Source organism: Adhaeribacter radiodurans (assembly GCF_014075995.1).
GTDB classification, from domain to species: domain Bacteria; phylum Bacteroidota; class Bacteroidia; order Cytophagales; family Hymenobacteraceae; genus Adhaeribacter; species Adhaeribacter radiodurans.
The window spans coordinates 2,374,617-2,394,273 of sequence record NZ_CP055153.1 but is presented as its reverse complement, the minus strand read 5'-3'; the positions used below and the strand labels follow the sequence as shown (position 1 = coordinate 2,394,273).

Annotated in this window: 13 protein-coding genes; 7 read left to right on the top strand and 6 right to left on the bottom strand. The window is 41.3% G+C overall.

All coding sequences use genetic code 11. The annotated features are described in order from the left end of the window. The first annotated feature begins 11 nt into the window (after window positions 1–11). The 5 genes from HUW48_RS09900 to HUW48_RS09880 all read left to right on the top strand — a co-directional run bounded on the left by HUW48_RS09900 (window position 12) and on the right by HUW48_RS09880 (window position 6,215). The gene (locus HUW48_RS09900; protein ID WP_182415514.1) at window positions 12–1,367 is read left to right on the top strand and encodes a sensor histidine kinase; all 1,356 of its coding nucleotides are present in this window, start codon (window positions 12–14) and stop codon (window positions 1,365–1,367) included. A gap of 38 nt (window positions 1,368–1,405) precedes the next feature. Continuing rightward, window positions 1,406–1,783 (top strand): response regulator, encoded by a 378-nt coding sequence (locus HUW48_RS09895; RefSeq protein WP_182415513.1) that lies wholly within the window; start codon window positions 1,406–1,408, stop codon window positions 1,781–1,783. After that, entirely contained in the window at window positions 1,780–2,826 is a 1,047-nt protein-coding gene (locus HUW48_RS09890) for an adenylate/guanylate cyclase domain-containing protein (RefSeq protein ID WP_182416336.1), read from the top strand. The genes HUW48_RS09895 and HUW48_RS09890 overlap by 4 nt, the downstream gene beginning before the upstream one ends. A gap of 184 nt (window positions 2,827–3,010) precedes the next feature. Beyond that, entirely contained in the window at window positions 3,011–5,749 is a 2,739-nt protein-coding gene (locus HUW48_RS09885) for a hypothetical protein (RefSeq protein WP_182415512.1), read from the top strand. Between the two features lie 7 nt (window positions 5,750–5,756). After that, window positions 5,757–6,215, top strand: coding sequence for a Crp/Fnr family transcriptional regulator (locus HUW48_RS09880; RefSeq protein ID WP_182415511.1), 459 nt, complete (start codon window positions 5,757–5,759; stop codon window positions 6,213–6,215). Here the strand turns inward: HUW48_RS09880 and HUW48_RS09875 are convergent. The 3 genes from HUW48_RS09875 to HUW48_RS09865 form a co-directional block, all read right to left on the bottom strand. Further along, on the bottom strand, window positions 6,184–6,786 hold the full coding sequence (locus HUW48_RS09875; RefSeq protein ID WP_182415510.1) for an HD domain-containing protein: 603 nt from the start codon (window positions 6,784–6,786) through the stop codon (window positions 6,184–6,186). The genes HUW48_RS09880 and HUW48_RS09875 overlap by 32 nt on opposite strands. A gap of 648 nt (window positions 6,787–7,434) precedes the next feature. Then, entirely contained in the window at window positions 7,435–8,370 is a 936-nt protein-coding gene (locus HUW48_RS09870) for an SMP-30/gluconolactonase/LRE family protein (protein ID WP_182415509.1), read from the bottom strand. Between the two features lie 315 nt (window positions 8,371–8,685). Further along, on the bottom strand, window positions 8,686–13,056 hold the full coding sequence (locus HUW48_RS09865) for a CheR family methyltransferase (protein ID WP_182415508.1): 4,371 nt from the start codon (window positions 13,054–13,056) through the stop codon (window positions 8,686–8,688). 222 nt (window positions 13,057–13,278) lie between these two features. Between HUW48_RS09865 and HUW48_RS09860 the strand changes: the two genes are divergently transcribed. Then, window positions 13,279–14,337, top strand: a complete 1,059-nt coding sequence (locus tag HUW48_RS09860) for a chemotaxis protein CheB (RefSeq protein WP_182415507.1) — start codon at window positions 13,279–13,281, stop codon at window positions 14,335–14,337. 413 nt (window positions 14,338–14,750) lie between these two features. Here HUW48_RS09860 and HUW48_RS09855 read toward each other — a convergent pair whose 3' ends face one another. The 3 genes from HUW48_RS09855 to HUW48_RS09845 all read right to left on the bottom strand — a co-directional run bounded on the left by HUW48_RS09855 (window position 14,751) and on the right by HUW48_RS09845 (window position 17,199). Further along, window positions 14,751–15,878 carry an MFS transporter gene (locus tag HUW48_RS09855; protein ID WP_182415506.1) on the bottom strand — a complete coding sequence of 376 codons (1,128 nt, stop codon included), beginning with the start codon at window positions 15,876–15,878 and terminating at the stop codon, window positions 14,751–14,753. Between the two features lie 14 nt (window positions 15,879–15,892). Next, a complete protein-coding gene (locus HUW48_RS09850) occupies window positions 15,893–16,687 on the bottom strand; it encodes a thymidylate synthase (protein ID WP_182415505.1) in 795 nt (264 codons plus the stop codon). 185 nt (window positions 16,688–16,872) lie between these two features. Next, window positions 16,873–17,199, bottom strand: a complete 327-nt coding sequence (locus HUW48_RS09845; protein WP_182415504.1) for a hypothetical protein — start codon at window positions 17,197–17,199, stop codon at window positions 16,873–16,875. Window positions 17,200–17,307: 108 nt separating this feature from the next. Between HUW48_RS09845 and HUW48_RS09840 the strand changes: the two genes are divergently transcribed. Next, window positions 17,308–19,602, top strand: coding sequence for an efflux RND transporter permease subunit (locus tag HUW48_RS09840; protein WP_182415503.1), 2,295 nt, complete (start codon window positions 17,308–17,310; stop codon window positions 19,600–19,602). Window positions 19,603–19,657 lie beyond the last annotated feature (55 nt).

Sequence of the window (19,657 nt, the reverse complement as noted above, 5' to 3'; positions counted from 1 at the left end):
AATATTATTTTATGTATTTTTTTACGTTTCTAGCGGTTTTCCTGCTTTTAAGACGCCTGATTAGTTCTACCCAGGGCAGTCCGGCTTTTTTTAAATGGAAACAATGGTTGAATATTACCAGTTGGGTGACGGTTGGTCTTGCTTTTTCTATCAGCGGTTTCGTAAACGATAAAGTAGCGGGCTTAGCGGCAGCCTTTTACCTCTGGATAGTATTGGTTTACATTTATAAAGAACCTGAATTTTTTCCTTTCCGCTCGTTTCTTTATCCGGTTATTCCATTTGCGGTAATCACCTTTTTAAGCGCAATTGTTGATTTAATTTTACCTGAATTTTATGAAAAATGGGAAAACTATTGGAGCACCGCTCTACTGGCCGCTTTTGTCTGGAATTTTGCGAATTGGGTAAATGCCAACAAACAGCAAAAAGCCCTGGAATACGAAAGGCAGCAACGCTTACAGGAAGAACAACAGAATAAAATTATTTCAGCCCGGAAAGAAGAGTTAGAAGTTTTAGTAGCCCAACGCACCGCCGAAATTACCAAACAAAAAGAAGAACTGGAATTAGCCGTAAAGGAACTCCAAACCACCCAAGCCCAATTAATTCAGCAAGAAAAACTAGCCTCTTTGGGGGAACTTACAGCTGGCATTGCCCACGAAATCCAAAACCCGCTCAACTTCGTCAATAATTTTTCTGAAATAAACATGGAGTTGCTGGACGAATTACAGCACGAAATAGATCAGGGTAATCTGAACGAAGTAAAATTAATCGCCAAAGATATTGTAGATAATGAGCGTAAAATTATTCAGCATGGTAAACGCGCCGATAATATTGTAAAAGGAATGTTGCAGCATTCGCGGGCAAGTGTGGGCGAAAAACAATTAACGGATATAAACGCCTTAGCCAGCGAATATTTGCGGCTTTCGTACCATGGTTTACGTGCCAAAGACAAAAATTTTAATTCGGCTTTGCAAACCGATTTAACGCCCGATTTAATTAAAATAGAAGTAGTGCCCCAGGATATAGGCCGCGTATTGTTGAATTTGTTTAATAATGCATTTTATGCCGTTGCCGAGAAAAAGAAAAAGCTGAATGGGACCTTTAACCCAACTGTAACCGTATCTACCAGAGAACAAAACGGACAAATAGAAATCCGGGTGCGCGATAATGGCACGGGTATTCCGGAAAATGTAAAAAATAAAATTTTTCAACCTTTCTTCACTACTAAACCTTCGGGGAAGGGAACCGGCTTAGGCTTATCTATTTGCAACGACATTATAACCAAAGGGCACGGCGGGACTATGGATATTAACACCATAGAAGGAGAGTTTTCCGAATTTATCTTGCGATTGCCTCGGAGAAATGGATAATTAATAACAATTTAGTAATAATCTGTAATAGAAAATTCATGAAAATATTGGTTGTAGACGATGAAGCAGATGTACGCCCGCTGTTTGAACAACGTTTCCGGCGCGAAGTGCGGGCGGGTGAGCTGGAGTTTCAATTTGCTCTATCGGGCGAAGAAGCCTGTGCTTACCTTGAACTACACGACTCTGAGGTAGTGCTTATTTTATCGGATATTAACATGCCCGGAATGAGTGGCCTGGATTTGTTGCGCTTTATCCGGACGAAACACGCCAGCAAACCGCCCGCCGTAATGATGATTACAGCTTACGGCGACGAACAAAATTACCAGCAAGCCATGCAATATGGGGCCGACGACTTTTTAACTAAACCCTTGGACTTTAGTACCTTAAAAGAAAAACTTAAAACGATTGCAACCTGATGGCCAAAATATTGGTGGTAGACGACGAGACAGATTTAGAATTACTTATAAAGCAAAAATTCAGGCGCAAAATAAGAGAAAATGTTTATGAGTTTGTTTTTGCTCATAACGGGCTGGAAGCTTTGCAAAAAGTAACCGAGCACCCTGATTTAGACATTGTTTTGAGCGATATTAACATGCCCGAAATGGATGGCTTAACACTATTAACTAAATTGCCCGAATTAAACCCGCTGTTAAAAGCAGTAATGGTTTCGGCCTACGGCGATATGGATAATATTCGGATGGCCATGAACCGTGGGGCCTTCGATTTTGTGTGCAAGCCCGTTAATTTCGAAGACCTGGAATTAACCATGGATAAAACTTTGAACCACGTAGGGCAAATGCGGGAAACCATGCAGGCCATTAAGGAAAATAACATCCTAAAAATGTACGTGGACGAGAATGTGCTGCAATTTATGACGCACAAAGAGTTCGAGAACGGCCTAATGGTAAACGAGACCCTGGAAGCCACCATTATGTTTATTGATATTTGCGGCTTTACATCCATTACCGAAAAAGTGTCGGCGAACTTGGTAGTAAATCTGCTAAATAAATATTTCGACTTGATGGTAAAAGAAATTATTGCGCAGAAAGGGCACGTAGATAAATTTATGGGCGATGCGGTAATGGCAGTATTCCGGGGAAAATTCCACCTGGACCGGGCCATTGATGCTGCCCTGGCGGTTAAAGAAAAATTAGCCCGCGAAGCAGAAGTGCAGTTAGAAGGCATTGCGTTTCAACCCAAAATTTCCATCGGCATTAATTCGGGCGAAGTGATTTCAGGTAATATTGGCTCGGCTTCGCTGCGGCGTTTAGATTATACTGTTATCGGCGACGAGGTAAACTTAGCCCAGCGCTTGCAGTCTATTGCCGAACCAAACCAGATTTTAATTTCCGAGGCTTCTTACGAAAAAGCAAAAGAATCTTTTAGCTGCCAGAAAATCAAAGAAGTAAGTCTTAAAAATAAAGTGAAGCCGGTTGTTATTTACGAAGTTTTAGAATAACAATAGATTTTAGACGCTAGATGTTAGACAGTAGACAATAAATAGTAAATGTTCATTATTCTACTTACTTGATAATAACTGGCTTAATTTGTTTTAATATAAATGCCTGACAGATTATCGTATTAACCAATAGTATCCAACATCTAATATCTAATGTCTAGTGCCTAGTGCCCAGTATCTTCTTATGAAAAGTCGGATAGTTACCTTATTAAATATTAAACCAACGGAAGTTGGGCTGGTAAAGCAACTTTTTCTGGTGCAGTTTTTTTTAGGGGTAGCTACTTCCTTTTTATTTACCAGTGCCCTAACGTTATTTTTAGCAACCTACCCCATTAAAGAACTGCCCAAAGTATCGTTGCTGGCGGCCGGGTTATTGTTGGTGGCCAACTATATTTACGCTCGTTTAGAAGCCAAATTATCCGCGAAGAAGCTGCTTCAGGTAATAATATTATTTTCTTTAGGTTCTATTGTTTTCACCTGGTTAGAGGCTACCCTTTTTTCCATTTCGTGGCTGCCCTTTTTCTTATCTGCCTGGAATTTAGTAGTGTACATGCTGGTAGGTTATGCTTTCTGGGGAATGACGGCCATTATTTTTAACGTACGGGAAAGCAGAAGAATATTTTCTATAGTGGGTTCCGGCGATATTCCCGCCAAAATTATTGGTTATTCAGCCGTGGCCGTTTTAGCCCCCTTAATTGGGGTAATAAATGTGTTAGCTCTTTCTATAGTGGCTTTCCTTTTAGGCTATTATTATTTAAATAAATTTAATCATGCCAGTATTGTAGCTATTCCGGAACATAGCCATTCTTCCCATGCGCCTGGCCATTTAACCAATCACCATTCCGGCCTGGTTGAACGTTTTTTTCAGAATAACCTCATATTGGTAATTGCTTTTTGGTCCTTCGTTGGTTTTACTATTTACTCCCTTATCGATCTTACTTTTATTACCGAGGTTAAAGTTAGATTTAAATCGAGTCACGAATTAGCTTCTATTCTGGGGATTTTCTTTGCTATTGGCCGCGTGTTAGCCATTTTTTTAAAATTACTTTTTAGTAGCCGCGTAATTAACCGGCTGGGTTTAGCTAATTCTTTACTTATTACTCCGGCTGTTTTATTATTTATTACCGCCACCGTTTTAATTCCGGGCAATTCCTTAAATACAGGTTTAATCGTTTTTGGAATAATGGTTTTATTCTCGGAAGTCTTGAAATCGGCGGTACAGGACCCGGCTTTTTTTATTTTGTTCCAGCCTCTTCATCCCCATACCCGTTTAAAAGGCCATTTAATTACCAAAGGCTATACTTTGCCCTTTGCCTTAGTAGTGGTTAGTATTTTTGCTTTTATTTTCCGGAATAAAAATGGCGATATTTCCATTTCGTTGGTTTGCGGTACGCTGGCGGTATTACTAATTTTCTGGTCAGTACTCGTTTACCGGATTAAAAAAGAGTATTTACAAATAATTATTCAGGCCTTAAAAAAAGGATATTTTACCGGTAACCAGCTATTCTTAAACGACCAGGCCGTCAGAAATTTATTATTAGCCAAAGCCGAAAGCGCAAAACCCAAAGAAGTGCTTTTTGCTTTAGAATTATTGGAAAAATCGGGCTATACGAAATTAAATAATTTACTTTTAAGAGAACTTATTAGCCCTTTTGCCATAGTTAAAAAATTTGTTCTTTCCCGCATTATCCGCCGGAACATTTCTGGTGCCTTACCACTGGTGCAACAACAATTACATACTGGTCCTGATCCGGAAATAAAACCCGATTTAATTAGAACTTTTTATTATTTAAACCCGGACCAAACCTGGGCACAAGCTGAATTTAATAATTATGAACCGCTAAGTAAGAAAGCTGCTTTGCTAGGTTTGGCTGCCCGAACCGAATTGAAATTTAGTAATCTTGTAGAGCAGGAAGTAAGTTTACTAGCCTCCAGTACACACAAAGAAGACCGAACACTTGCACTGGATATTATATCCGAAGCGCTTCATGGTAATTTTAACCTTAGTCTAAAACTTTTATTGCAAGATCCGGCGCCCTCTATTTACAGAAAAGCAATAGAAACAGTTGGTAAGGTAAAAGCCTTTACTTTGTGGCAAGCAGCAGCACAAATGGCCATTCAAAATAAAGCGGTTCATTCTCTGCAGAAAGCAATGTTTTTTTTTGGTGATTCTATTTTTGCTCCGGAATATAGGCTTTCCGATAATGTACCAGATACTTTTCTATTAGCACAGATAAATACGGCAGGTAATTGTACCGGCAAATATTCAACAGCTTACCTACTACATTGCTTAAATTTACAGAAGGAATTTAAAGATGCTGCTATGGCATCGCTCTTCCACAAAAAAGTAAATCTGGCTGGCTCCGGTGAAAAAGAAATTGTTTTATGGCTGGAAAATAAGTTAGATCAGTGTACCCATAAGGTAAGTACTTATCAAAAGCTAGCGTCTTTTGCATCCGTGGCTTTGTTGGCTAATGCCATTAAATCAGAAATAGAGCAAGACTTGCTGGTTATTATTAAAGCATTTGCCCTGTTGTACGATCGGTACGGACTGGAACGGGTGTTGCAATTAGTAAAAAATGCCGGCAACGATACCCGCATTTATAATGCCATTGAGATGTTGGAACTGAGTATTCCCAAACGGTATTTTTCACGGGTAGATAGTATTCTGGAATTTTTACTCGATAGTAGCCTTACTCCAACTGAAAAATCATTTAACTCTGCCTCAGAATTTACCCCGGTTATACAGGATGTAATAAGTTCCGCCAGTTTTAATGTCTGGACGAAGTCGGTGGCTGTTTACTTAATTCCGACTTTCAGGGATAAATCGCTAAATAAAATCTTAGTGGAGGCTCAGGTCGAAGAGAATAATCCTTTGTACAGCGAAACAAAAAATTTTATTTTATCGCAAGTAGAGTTATAATTGCCCAATGTTATTAATTGAAAAAGTTTTAACCTTACGGTCTTCGGAAATTTTCCATAATACTCCCGAAGCAGAATTAGTGGAGCTGGCCAGCGTATTAGAAGAACTTTACCTGGAACCTAACGAGACTTTATTTAAAAAAGGGGACGTGGGCGAATGCATGTATTTTATTTACAAAGGACAAATCCGCATTCACGACGAAAATCTTACGCTAGCGGTTTTAGAAGAGAATGAAATTTTAGGTGAATTATCGGTGCTGGATGCCGAAACCCGCTCGGCGAGTGCTACGGCGCTGCAGGAAACTATCCTTTTAAAGCTGGAACAAGAACCTTTTTACGATATTATGATGACCAATGCCGAAGTACTCAAAGGAATTTTAAAAACTCTGGGCCGGCGTTTGCGCATAATGGACGCTAAAATGGCGGAAGTAAAAGTTAACTCTCCAGCCGGGCAACCTTCGCTTTAATCTGGGCTAAATGCTGCTGTTTCACAGGGTTACGGCGTTGCCTAGAAGAAGGCGTAAAATAATGATGGCTTTCCAGGAACTTAACCTGTACTTTGTTCCAATCTAAATCATTTTTTACCAGGCCTTGCCACAAAAACTCCTGGTACAGGCTTTGGGCAATAACATCAAAATCCTGTCGGCCGAGGTAATCTAAATCGGCATCACAAATTATTTGCTGCAATTTTGTTTCAGGAGCTTGCGGAATGCGGGTAGCTCTGATTAAGCCAAACACAATTTCTTTTTGTAAGGAAGTTAAGCCAAAATACGTTAAATCTTTTTCCGCAATTTCACATCCTTTTTCTTCGTGGCCCTGGTAAGTATCTAAAAATCCTACATCGTGGTACAATGCCCCTATTTTTAGTAAAAATAAATCTTCTTCGGCAGTGACATTTTCTAAATCAGCAATAACTAAACTTTGTTCGAACACATCCAGAGTATGTTTGAGGTGGTGATAGGTAAGTTTTTCTGATAATCCGGTAACTAATTTATGCGTAACAAATTCTTGAATTTTAGAAAAATCAATGTGTTTCATTTTATCGGGTGGCTTAGCTAAATATACTTAAAAAACTATTTTTTGAATTCTGATTTAGGTTACACTTAACAAATGTACCTTTTAATTATAATGAGTAAAATAAAGTAAGAGACCAGAAAAAAAGTAAATTATTCTAATATTCAGGCGGAAACTTCCCGGTGGCAGTATAATTAAGTTCTTTTATACAAAACCTGGCGCGAGCGTCCTCGCTTGTGTCTAGCTATTTGGGAGGCTTCTGGCTGGGCTAACCGATATACCTTTCTTAAAAGCAAATCAGCAACAAATTCCAATCGGCCAGAGGCCGGACGATGGGCATCACGAGCGAGGACGCTCGCGATATAATGAGAATTCTACTTTTTGGAGAGAGTAGTATAAGATATTTTCGTTTTTAATAATTAAAACTTTGGCAAAAGCAGGCAGTGAAGACACTGCCCATGAGCGATTAAATTTTGTTGCAATTGTTTGTGTCTTCACAAACGATTTTCCGTGTACAATCCCAAAAAATTGTCTTTCGCTACTTTAAGCTAATTTCGTCCACTTACTTATATCCTTTCCATTTAAACCGTATAATTATATAAATAAAGTAAGCCGGTCTTTCTTCTTGAAAGACCGGCTTACTTTATTTATGCTGGTACAGAAACTAATTTTTTAAGGAATAGCTACCCGCGAAATAGTAAAAGGTAACACCGGATCGTTAGTTGTCCGTTTGTTCAATTGGCCGTTTACTACCAAAAAGTAATTTCCTACTTTATCAATTGTAGTATTAAATAATAAATTGCTGCCAAAGCCTGTGCCTACATTACCTTGCGTAAAATCGTCGTTTAAGGTTACCGGAAAAATCTGGCCGGTAGCGTTGCGGGAAACATACAAGGTTTTATCGATTAAATAAAGACCATCACCGGCAGTTACGGGGGTATTTAGCGTTATTTCGGTAATGGCTTTGGTGGCTTTTTCGATACGGTACAGCTTACCCGAGCTGGAAACTACTATAATTAAATATTTATTATCCGGCGTATTAACAATTCCATTCGCGTTGGTGCTGGTACCATAAGGTATTTGGGTATCGGTAAAAGTTAGCCATTCTTCCATGTCCTCCGAAACGGTTTCGCCAATGGTGGTGCGGTAAATCTTTTTTACCTGCGAATCGGTGAAGTAAATATGCGTATCGTCGTAAATGCAATCGTTAATAAAACCTGAGTCAAATAAAGCTTTGGTATTCCAGCTTTGCAGAACCATGCCGTTCATATCCAGCACCTGAATGGTATTACTTGATCCTCCGCACACCCAAAGGCGGTCCATGGGATCAATCTTTAAACCGGTAGCCGCTCCCCGGTATTGCAGGTCGCCTTTAGCAAATAAATTGGCTTCACCGTTTTGTACTTTCACCCGCAGAATATCGCCGTTGGTAACGCTACCGGTAAAAAAAGCATTGGACTTTTCGTGGTAAGCAATACCCTCCGGGAAAAAGGTATTACCGGGCAGCACATAACTTTCCTGGGTTACAGGACCAGAAGTGGTATCATCGTCTTCGGAGCAGGAAAAAACAAAAAAACTAATAAAAATAATTAAAAGTAAATTTTTCATCTGGATGCAATCTAGGTAACAAATACCTGGATAAACGGATAGCCTTGCCTATTGGTTGGCTAAGCCCCAAACTGCTTGATTAACCAAGGTGCTTTACAAGTTAGGACCTTAACATTACAAACGCGTAGCCAAAGCTTATCCACTTGCCCGGTCAGAGGCCTACCCGATAATAGCCACGAGCCAGGACGCTCGCGCCAGTTTATGCACGGAAGGACTTAACTATCCTGCCACCGGGAGTTTCTGCCTGAATATCAGAATAATTTACTTTTTTTCTGGCCTCTTACTCACCTACTGGTAAAATCAATTGATTTAATTTTACTTTAACTTAGTTTTATTAAACTTAATCGTGAACAAACTGCCTTTGCCGGGTTCGGAATCAATGTCGAGGGTACCGTCGATGAGTTGCAGGCGGTTGCGAATGCTGCTGAGACCAAGACCGGTTATGTCTACTTGTTCAGGGTCGAAGCCTATGCCATTATCTTCCACGCGTAATACAATTTTTGTTTTTTGATTTAAAATCTGGATGCTGGCTTCGGTAGCTTGCGAATGTTTTAAAATGTTATTGAGCAGTTCCTGGCAAATCCGGAAAATGGCCGTTTCCAGTATTTCATCGAGCCGGTCGGGTAAACCCAATACTTCGCATTGCAACTGAATTTTAGTAGAATTTACCCGTTTGCAGATTTCCTGAATGGCAGCGGCTAAACCAAAATCGCGCAGGATAGAAGGCATTAACTCAAACGAAAGCTGGCGGGTTTCTCTAATGGCATCGTTCAATAATGTATCAATACCGGTTTGTAATTCTTTATCTTCCTTTTTATCGGGGTGCATGTCACTGAGCTTTAACTTAGTGGCATAAAGCAACTGACCCAAACCATTGTGCAGCGCCTCTGAAATTCGTTTACGTTCGCTTTCCTGGGTTTCCAGAATAACATTTAAGATTTCTTTTTGTTGGTTTAGTTTGGTATTAATGCGCTCATCTTCCAGGCGCTTGCGTTCGGTAATATCGTGGATAATACTAAAACCGCCCATTACTTTCCCTTCATTGTCGAAGAGCGGAATGGTAATGGTTTCGTAATAGCCTTGCCGCAGCCCGTAAGGGTGATCGTGCAATATGGTTTTTTCGCCTTCTAAAGCTTTTTGTATGGCTTTACCTTCGTCGTTAATCCGATATTCCGGAAAAAGCTCGAAAATACTTTTACCTAATACTTCTTCCCGAGGTAGGCCGTTGTATTCTTCCATTACGGTATTCCAGGCAGTTATACGGGCATCCATATCAAAGGCCACAATACCATCGATGCTGTTATTGAGCAGGCTTTCCGAAAATTCTTTTTCGTGCTTTAATTTCTCCTGGGTAGTTACTTCGCCGGTTACATCCTGGGCCACACTCATTATTTGCAGGGGTTCGCCGGTGGGAGCGTATTTAAACACCGTAAAGCGGTCGCGGAACCAACAATATTGGCCTTTTGCGTCATTTACCCGGTACATTAATTCCTGAATAGGACTATCCTCCGAAATACTGGGTTTTTGTAAAAAATCTTTTAGCCGCGGTACATCGTCCGGGTGAGCGAGTTGAAGCAAAATAAATTCCGGATTGTGATTAAATTCTTCGGGCGAGTAGCCCAAGGCTTCGGCAATACTGCGGTTCACGTAAATCTCTTGTTGCGTAGCCAGGTCAAACACATAAATTAAATCAGGAGAGGTTTCGGCTATTTGCCGCACAAAGTAGCGGTTTGTCTCTAGTTCTTCTTCGGCCAGTTTGCGGTCGGTAATATCATTAAAAGTTAGTACCAGGCCATCGTTAAGTTTAACCGCTACTACGTAAAACCAGTAGGTTTTACCTTCGTATTCCTGGTTTACTTCTGTTTTTAAAGTTTGCTCGGTTTCTACTACCTGCACTAATTTATTAAATAAATCAGGTTGTAAAAAATCCGGAAATTCTTGTCGGATGCGCCGGCTAAGGAGTTGAAACTCGGAACATTTTAAAAATTCCTGGGCCGGCGCGTTTAACAAACTCCATTCAAAATCTACAATTTGGCCAGCCTGGTTGCGAATAGACTTAAAAGCCTGAATTAAATTTACAGAACTGTTTAAAATACCCGAATGCAATAACTGCAAACTTTTAATTTCATTAATATCTATAAAAATAATAATGGCGCCGTCTATCCGGCCATCCTGGGTAATGTAAGGCATTACCCGCATTAAATACCAGGTACCCACTTTGTCTTGTACTTCTTTCTCAATGGGAGTGGGCCGGACAATTACCTCTCTTATATCTTCAATTAAATTGTTATAAATTAAATTATTAGAAATCTGGTAAATAGAACGGCCTATGTCGCTTTCAATTAAGTTAATCTGTTGGGTAGCGGATGGCGTATATTTCCGGATTTCCAGTTTACGATCCACAAAAATCTGGCTGATATTGGTGCTCCGGAAATAATTATTCAGGTCGTCGTCGAGCTCCATCAGCAATTTTATTTTATACTGGTGCTCGGCGTTAATGGTATGCAGCTCTTCGTTTAACGATTGCAGTTCTTCGTTGGTGCTTTGCAATTCTTCGTTTGACGAAAGCAGTTCTTCATTAGTACTTTGCAGTTCTTCGTTCGAAGTTTCCAATTCTTCTACCACGGCCTGCAAATCTTCTTTGGTGTGCTGCAATTCCAGTTCCAGGTCAGAAACCCGGCTTTCGTTTTGCTGTTCGTACCAATGTTTTTCGGGATCTTTAATGCCAATAGACTCCGACACTTCTTCGGAGAAAAGCACTAGAATAAATTTTTGCAGTAAGCGGCGGTCCTCTAAGTAAGGTTTTATTACTAAGTTCAGGCGGCGCATCACGTCGTGGTGACGAACCTGTACGTTGGTAATGGTAATTTTTTCTTTATCGCGTACGGCTTTGCGAAGCAGTGTGCCCAGGTTCAAAGCCAAATCGGCGGGTACCATTTTCAGCAAATTCATGGTAAGCGCTCTGTCCGGCAAAGTAAGGTAATGATTATAATTACCGGCCCCATGCATAACGTTAAAATTTTCGTCGACGTAAACCGCAGCGTACCCGAGTTCTTCCAGCAGGGTTTCGTTTAAAGCTTCGGCAATATGATTGGTAAGCGCCAGATTATGGCTTACCTCCCGAATAAATTTTTGATTATCCGGATTATAATCTTTGCGGGTTAAGCCAACCGAAAAATTCTCCAGGCCCAGAGGCATAGCTTGCTCCGTGTTGCGGAAAATTTTCCATTTTTTATTAATCTCCACAAAGTTTTTCATGTCGCCCACGCTCTCGCTGGAACCTAAAAACAGGTAACCACTTTTCTGGAGGGCATAATGAAACTTGGCCATTACTTTTTTCTGAAGCAAAGGATTCAGGTAAATGAGCATGTTGCGGCAACTCACCAGATTTATTTTGCTAAAAGGCGGGTCGCTGATAATATTATGGGGCGCAAAAATTACCATTTTCCGGATTTGCTGACATACCCGGTACTTGCCTTCTTCTTTCACAAAATATTTCAAGATTCGCTGTTCCGATACCTCGTGCAAGCTGCTGTAGGGGTATAAACCTTTACCGGCAAATTCCAGCGAGTTCCGATCAATATCCGAAGCAAATACTTTTACTTCAATGTCTTTTTTGGTGTTTTCGAGATATTCGCGCACTAAAATAGCCAGAGAGTAAGCTTCCTCGCCGGTAGAGCAACCGGCTACCCAAATACGTAACTGACCGGAGTTTTCTATTTCGTCGATTAAATCGGGGATTACCGAATGCTCTATTACCTCAAAGGCATCTTCGTCGCGAAAAAACTTGGTTACGCCAATTAAAAATTCCCGGCTAATGGTTTCTACTTCTTCGAGGTGCAGTTGCAGGTAATCTAAATAATCGACCAGGTTGTATTGGTTGGTAACCGCCATTCGCCGCGACAAACGCCGGATAATAGTAGGCCGCTTATAATTATGAAAATCCAGGCCGGTGCGGTCGTGTACCATGCCCAATATTTGTTCTATGGTTTCGTTGTTTTGGCTCTTAATAGATTCGGATATTTCCTCGGATAAGGGCGCAACTTTAACGTAATTAAAAATTTCTTCGGGCATAAGCTCGGGCGGCAATACAAAATTAGCGTGCCCTTTTTGAATAGCATTGCGCGGCATGCCATCGAACTTAGCTGTTTCCGGATCTTGCACCACTACCAGGCCCCCGGCTTTTTTAATTGCCGTTACCCCCTCGGCACCATCGTTGCCGGTACCCGATAATATAACGCCAATCGCTTTTTTGCCTTTATCGGTGGCCAATGATTTAAAAAATAAATCAATAGACCGTAACGTGTTTATTTCGGTTTGGCGATCGGTTAAATACAATACATTATCCCTGATAATTACGTGCTTGCCGGCGGGCATTATATACACCCGGTTTTCTTCTATGGGCATGCTGTCCTGGATATCGGCAATTAATAATACCGATTGGCGCTTTAAGATGCTGCTGAGCACATTTTGGCTTTCCGGGGCCAGGTGCTGCACCACTACGTAGGCCACACTATCCGGGGGAGTATGCTCAAAAAAAAGCTGCAACGCCTGCAAGCCTCCTGCCGAAGCGCCAATTCCTACTACAAACGGATCGTTCTTTACATTAGTAGAACCAGCACGGGTTGGTTCTTCGGGTTTATCTTTATCCAGGTTGTTTCCTGGGTTCTCTTCAGAATACGTCATCACAAATAAGGCAAGAAAGCGTTAAGTTAGTAAAAGGCAGGCAGGGATTTGTATGGTAAACTATATAATACGTATAAACCGCTAAAATGCCGTAACAAACAAGTATACAAATTACGGTAAACCCCGATGGCGGCGGTAAGGATACTTAAATTTATGGGAGATTTATCCTTAATCTATTTTTATGCGTTAAGTAACTTATAAATTGTAAAATAAATTTAATAAATGGTTGCCTCAGGACATGATATTGTGGTTATTGGCACTTCGGCCGGCGGTATGGAAGCATTGTGTAAATTAGTTTCACAACTTCCTGCAGACCTGCCCGCGGCCATTTTTATTGTGCAGCACCTAAGTATGGACTCTTCCAGTAGTCTGTTGGTGAATCGTTTAAAAAAACATACCGCATTAAAAGTAAAGGTAGCCGAACATAACGAAGTTTTTCACCATGGCATGGTGTATATGGTACCTGCGGACCGCCACATATTGCTCACCAAAAAGCAAATTTTAGTAGTAAAAGGTCCCCGCGAAAACCAATTTAGGCCCGCGGTAGATCCTTTGTTTCGTTCGGCAGCCGCTTACCATGGTTCTAAAGTAATCGGCATTATTTTAACCGGTATGATGAACGATGGTACCGTAGGACTGGATGCCATAAAACGTAGCGGTGGTATAGCCATAGTACAAGACCCGGATGAGGCGGAGTACCCGGACATGCCCCGCAATGCCCTCCGTAGTGTATCGGCTGATTATGTAGTACCTATTTCGGAGATGGGTAAATTGGTACATAATATTAGTCGTATGCCCTCTAGTGATAGTATTACCGTACCGAATGATATTGTAAGCGAAGCCCAAATGGTTGAACGGGTTATGACCAATAGTACCATGAGTAGTATAGAAAGCATGGATGAATTAGGGCAGCGTTCCAGTTATAGTTGCCCCGAATGCGGCGGTGGCCTTTGGGAATTAAAACAAGGAAAGGTTAACCGCTACCGTTGCCACTCCGGCCACGCGTATAACGATGAAAGCCTATTGAACAGCATGAGCTCCATGCTCGAAGAAACCTTGTGGGTATCGATGCGGATATTAGAAGAACGCCGCAACATGCTCATGACCATGGCCGATCAAGACCGCAACAAAGGCCAGTCGCGCTGGGCAGCTATGCAACAGGAACGCGCCGAAGAAATGAAAGTACACGTAGACCGCCTAAAAGAAATTCTCCTGAATCGGAATTCAGTAGCCCGCCATTTAGATCTTAATAATGGAGATGATAACCGGGAAGCTAGTTGATTTTTACTTTTTTTGGGAATTCCCTATTAGAGTAATTTAGTTATAGTTTTATCGCAACCTTCTTCGCTCCTGATGCATATTGTCCGGTCTCAGGCCAGCTAGAGCTTTTATTTACTTTTAAATTCAAGTTTATTCGACCAGTGGCCTACCTGATAGTAGATACTATGCAGGAGCCTTGCGCCACCTTTTCGATGAAAGGATTTTAACCACTCTGTTTCTCTGAAGTAGTTAAGCGGAGGATTTTCGTTTTTTTAGGTTAATAGAGGGGAGATTTTATAAATCTCCCCTCTATTAACCTAAAAACTGAAAATCCTCCGCTTAACTATTCCAAAGAAGACATTTCATAACTAGATGTAGATTCTAAATAAAAGCAAAGAACAAAATTTAGTAAATATGAAATTAAAAAGCTTCCCCTAAAACTTACTTCTAAACCCCAGAAAAGTCATTAAAGCAAATAATACAGCTACAAAAAGAAGAGCGATCCGTAAAGTCTGCCAATCTGCGAGAAAACCAATAATGGGCGGGCCAAACAAAAAACCGGAATATCCGACCGTAGTAACCATGGATAGGCCCACTCCCGACGGCAAACCCGGCGCATTACCGGCAATGCTGTAGGCAATGGGTACCACGGTAGCTAGACCCAAACCCACAATAAAAAATCCAGTAATTACTAATAACGAAACCGGAAAAGCCAAGGACAAGGCAAGCCCAATAAAAGCTACGCTACCACTATAAACCAACAACTTCCGGTCGCCAAAGTAAGATCGTGCCCGATCGCCAAACAAGCGGCCAATGGTCATGGCCATAGAAAACGCGGCTAATGCAATAGGCGCTAATGCTTGGGAGGAATGGGCAACGTTTTCCATGTAATTCGAGCTCCAATCCGACATGGCTCCTTCACCGGTCATGCCGCAGAAGGCAATAATGCCAATACTCAATATGGCTTTAGTTGGTAACTGGAACCCTCCCCCACTTTCGCCGGATTGTGCCTGCGGAGTATCCCGGATCAGATGCCGGGAAGCCCAAGCCACTAACAATAGGCTGACAATGACTACACTTACAAAATGAGCGAATAAACTTACATTAAATTGGGCAAATAAAGCGCCGCATCCTGCTCCTATCATCATGCCCACGCTAAACAAAGCATGAAACGACGACATAATGGGCATTTGGTATTTTTTTTCTACTAAAACCGCCTGGGCGTTCATGGATACATCCAGTAATCCCGCCGACACTCCCAGTAAATAAAACAAAATTCTTACCTGCCACACTTCCGGCAGCAAGGGAATAGGCGGAACCAAAAGGCAAAAGATTATAGCTCCCAGCAAAGTAATAAAGCGGCTGCTTTTTTTATGAATTAGCCAACCTGTGAAAGGCATAGAACTGATGGCTCCCATCGAAACAAAGAGCAGTACCAACCCTAGAGATTTATTATCGAGATTATACAATTCCTGGATGCGCGGCAGCCGGGCAATCCAGTTCGCGTAGATAAAGCCGTTAATCAGGAAAATAACGTTAACGGCCAGCCGGTCTAATTTCATGCGATACCGGCGGCTTATACGGCTACCGGCGCTTTAATTGCCGGGTGAGGATTATAATTTTCGAGTTTAAAATCGTCGTAAGTAAAATCGAAAATAGAAGTAACGGCCTGATTTATTTGCATTTGCGGCAAAGAACGAGTTTCACGACTTAATTGTAGTTGCGCTTGTTCCAGGTGGTTCAGGTACAAATGAGTGTCGCCACCGGTCCAGATAAATTCGCCGGCTTGTAAGTTACAAACCTGCGCTACCATTAAGGTAAGCAAAGCGTAAGAAGCAATGTTAAACGGCACACCTAAAAATACATCGGCACTGCGCTGGTACAACTGGCAGGAAAGTTTACCATCGGCCACGTAAAATTGAAAAAAAGCGTGGCAAGGCGGCAGTTTCATTTTATTAATTTCGGCTACGTTCCAGGCGCTCACAATCAGCCGCCGCGAATCCGGGTTAGATTTAATCTGGTTAATAACCTGGGTAATCTGGTCGATGTGGCCACCGTCCGGCGTAGGCCAGCAACGCCACTGCGATCCGTATACCGGACCTAAATTACCATTTTCGTCGGCCCATTCGTCCCAGATTGAAACGCCGTTATCTTTTAAATACTTAATATTGGTATCGCCTTTTAAAAACCATAGCAGCTCGTGAATAATCGACTTTAAATGTACTTTTTTAGTGGTTACTAACGGAAAGCCTTCGGCCAAATCAAAGCGCATCTGGTAACCAAAAACACTTAGCGTGCCGGTTCCGGTCCGGTCTTCTTTCCGGGCTCCATTTTGAATAATGTGTTCGATCAGGTCGAGGTATTGCCGCATAGTTGTTTATTCTGCTGGTAAAAAAAGTAAAAATTTTAAAGCTGTTTACTCCCTGTATTCCCATCTTAACCCTAAACCTCTTTTTTTGTTTAAAGTTGAGGGAAGCTGAAACTGAAATTGCTTAAAGCCAAAAATAAAAAAGTCTGCCGAAACTAGCAGACTTTTCCCATGCTTATATTTTTTACTTAATTCAACAGAGATACGATAGGATCGGGTGTGGCTTTCGCTACCAGCAAACTAGCTTTTTGGTGTAGGCAAGATTTTTTAGGCCGAACAACAGTTTTAGTAACCACCGAGCAGGCTTTTACTTTTACTAAACATTTAGAAGCTGGAAAAGCTGAGCAAGTAGAATTAGTTGTACTTTTATTTACCTTTTTTCCAGTAACCGTATGGGTGGGTTTAACTTTAGCGGGCAAATCGGCAAACGAGACGGTGTTTACCAGAATAGAGCCTTCGGAGGCATAATTGCCCACGTAAGCTAAGAAAGAGAGCAATAGGGCAAATTTTTTCATGATAATATCCGTTTATAGTCGAACAATGGAGGTTATTATCGGGTTACTTACCTTAGAAAAGGCTTCCTATCTTTTTGTGAAACGCTGCATTCGGCGTAATATTTTAAAATGTTATATAAAAAACTTAGTTATAGCGTACTCCTCCTGATTTTTCTGTTTACGTGCCTTAGTTTATTTTTTATTTCGCGCCTGCGCTTTGATTATAACTTTGATCACTTTTTCCCGAAACACGATCCGGATCTGAGTTTTTATTTAAAGTACCGCGAAAAATTCGGCAACGATAACGATTATTTATTACTCGGTTTATCGCACCCCAAAACTCTGTTTGATTCAACTTTTTTAAAAAAAGTAGATTCTTTAACAACGTTTATTTCTCAGCTTCGCCACGTAGAACGGGTACAATCTCCCACTACCCTCAGCAGCCCGATTATTGAATCTTTTGGCATATTTGAAGTGCCTTATCTGCACGTGAACCAACCGGAACGATACCGGCAAGATAGCCTGGCTATTTACCAATCCGAAGGTTTGGTAGGTACATTTTTTTCGCCCGATGCCCGGTCCGTTACGCTCCTGATTCAAACTTCGCCGAACCTGACCAAATTACCCAGCGATTCTTTACTCCTTCACCTGAAAGAGAAACTCCAGCAAATCAATTTACCGGATTACCACATTGCCGGGAAAGCGGTAGCCCAATCTATTTTCGTGGACCGGATGCAATACGAACTGGCGTTGTTTATGTCCATTTCCATTGCGATGGTAGTTATTTTTCTCTACTTCACTTTCCGGACCTGGTGGGGCGTGGTAATGCCCTTAATGGTGGTTTTAATTTCTATTTGCTGGGCGATGGGCTTAATGGGTCTTACCGGCACCAACATAGATGTTATGACCATGCTGTTACCTACTATTATGTTTGTGGTGGGCATGTCGGATTCGGTGCATATTTTAACCCAGTACGTTTCTGAAGTAGCAGAAGGAAAATCCAAAACCAAGGCTATTGTTACCACCGTTAAGGATGTGGGATTAGCAACTTTTATTACGGCTATTACTACCGCTATTGGTTTTTTAACTTTACTAACGGCCGATATTGGTCCGATCCGGAATTTTGGGGTGTACACGGGTATTGCGGTGGTAGTAGCCTACCTGCTCTCTATGACAATGTTGCCCGCCATGATGATGCTCATGCCTTTACCACCGCGCACGGCTCCTAAAAAAGAAGCTTTTACCTGGCCTTTTTTATTGCGCCGCCTGCTTTTATTTGTGTTTAAATACCGCAATCGCATTTTGGCAGGTACCGTGGGTATTATTCTGGTTTCAGTTTATTGCATTAGTTTAATCCGGTTAGATACCACCTTGCTGGATGATTTATCAGACGATGATCCCGTAAAACTAGACTTTAAATATTTTGAGCAAAATTTTTCGGGTGTTCGCCCTTTTGAGTTGTATTTGAAAGCCGTTCCGGGCCACACTCTTTATGAATTACCGGTTCTGCGCGAAGTAGAAGAAATAGAAAAGTACCTGGGTTCTCAATATGGATTAAAATTTATTTTTTCTCCGGTAACTATTGTTAAAAACCTGAACCGGGCGGTAAATGGCGGCTCGGAGACTTTTTTTAAACTACCAGATACGGAAATTCAATGGCGTAAACTGCAATCCAAATTAAAACTATTCCGGAAACGTCCGGAGTTAAATTCCCTGGTAAGTGCCGATCAAACCGAAGGACGCTTAAGCGGCAAAATGGGGGATATTGGCAGTGCCCGGGCTACCGTGCTTACAGACCAGTTTCGGGAATTTATACGGCAAAATACAGACTCTAAATTGCTGCTGACCCATGTAACGGGTAGTTCTTTGCTACTGGATAAAAACAACGACACGCTTACCCGCGATTTAATGGAAGGCTTGCTGCTGGATATTTTATTTATCGGCGGAATAGTAGGCTTAATGTTCCGGTCGTTTAAAATGATTGTGATTACCTTGTTACCCAACATTCTCCCAATCGTTCTTATTGGAGCTTTTATGGGAATAGCGGATATCAACTTGAAAGTATCTACCTCCATTATTTTCACCATTGCCTTAGGTATTGCCATCGACGATACCATTCACTTTATTAGTAAATTAAAATTAGAATTACTAAGTGGCAAACCTTTGTATTACGCTGTTAAGCGAACGTATTTAACAACCGGCAAAGCAGTTATAATTACCAGTTGTATTTTAATGGCGGGTTTCTGTACCCTGATATTTTCTTCTTTTGAAGGTACTTTTTACGTTGGCTTACTAATCAGCTTAACCTTATTATTCGCCGTTTTATCCGATTTATTGCTGCTTCCCATTTTAGTAGTTTACTTCTTCCGGCCTAAAACTAAAGTGGCCGGGAAAGTAGCGCAGAAGCAAATTCAGAATCAGTAACATTTAGTTTTCCAGTAGTATTAGACCAGTGTTATCCTAATTAAAAAATTAAAGG

Coding starts and splice junctions, on each gene's coding strand:
- HUW48_RS09900 (WP_182415514.1), top strand. CDS start 12: ATGTATTTTTTTACGTTTCTAGCGGTTTTCCTGCTTTTAAGACGCCTG.
- HUW48_RS09895 (WP_182415513.1), top strand. CDS start 1,406: ATGAAAATATTGGTTGTAGACGATGAAGCAGATGTACGCCCGCTGTTT.
- HUW48_RS09885 (WP_182415512.1), top strand. CDS start 3,011: ATGAAAAGTCGGATAGTTACCTTATTAAATATTAAACCAACGGAAGTT.
- HUW48_RS09880 (WP_182415511.1), top strand. CDS start 5,757: ATGTTATTAATTGAAAAAGTTTTAACCTTACGGTCTTCGGAAATTTTC.
- HUW48_RS09875 (WP_182415510.1), bottom strand. CDS start 6,786: ATGAAACACATTGATTTTTCTAAAATTCAAGAATTTGTTACGCATAAA.
- HUW48_RS09870 (WP_182415509.1), bottom strand. CDS start 8,370: ATGAAAAATTTACTTTTAATTATTTTTATTAGTTTTTTTGTTTTTTCC.
- HUW48_RS09865 (WP_182415508.1), bottom strand. CDS start 13,056: ATGACGTATTCTGAAGAGAACCCAGGAAACAACCTGGATAAAGATAAA.
- HUW48_RS09860 (WP_182415507.1), top strand. CDS start 13,279: ATGGTTGCCTCAGGACATGATATTGTGGTTATTGGCACTTCGGCCGGC.
- HUW48_RS09855 (WP_182415506.1), bottom strand. CDS start 15,878: ATGAAATTAGACCGGCTGGCCGTTAACGTTATTTTCCTGATTAACGGC.
- HUW48_RS09850 (WP_182415505.1), bottom strand. CDS start 16,687: ATGCGGCAATACCTCGACCTGATCGAACACATTATTCAAAATGGAGCC.
- HUW48_RS09845 (WP_182415504.1), bottom strand. CDS start 17,199: ATGAAAAAATTTGCCCTATTGCTCTCTTTCTTAGCTTACGTGGGCAAT.
- HUW48_RS09840 (WP_182415503.1), top strand. CDS start 17,308: ATGTTATATAAAAAACTTAGTTATAGCGTACTCCTCCTGATTTTTCTG.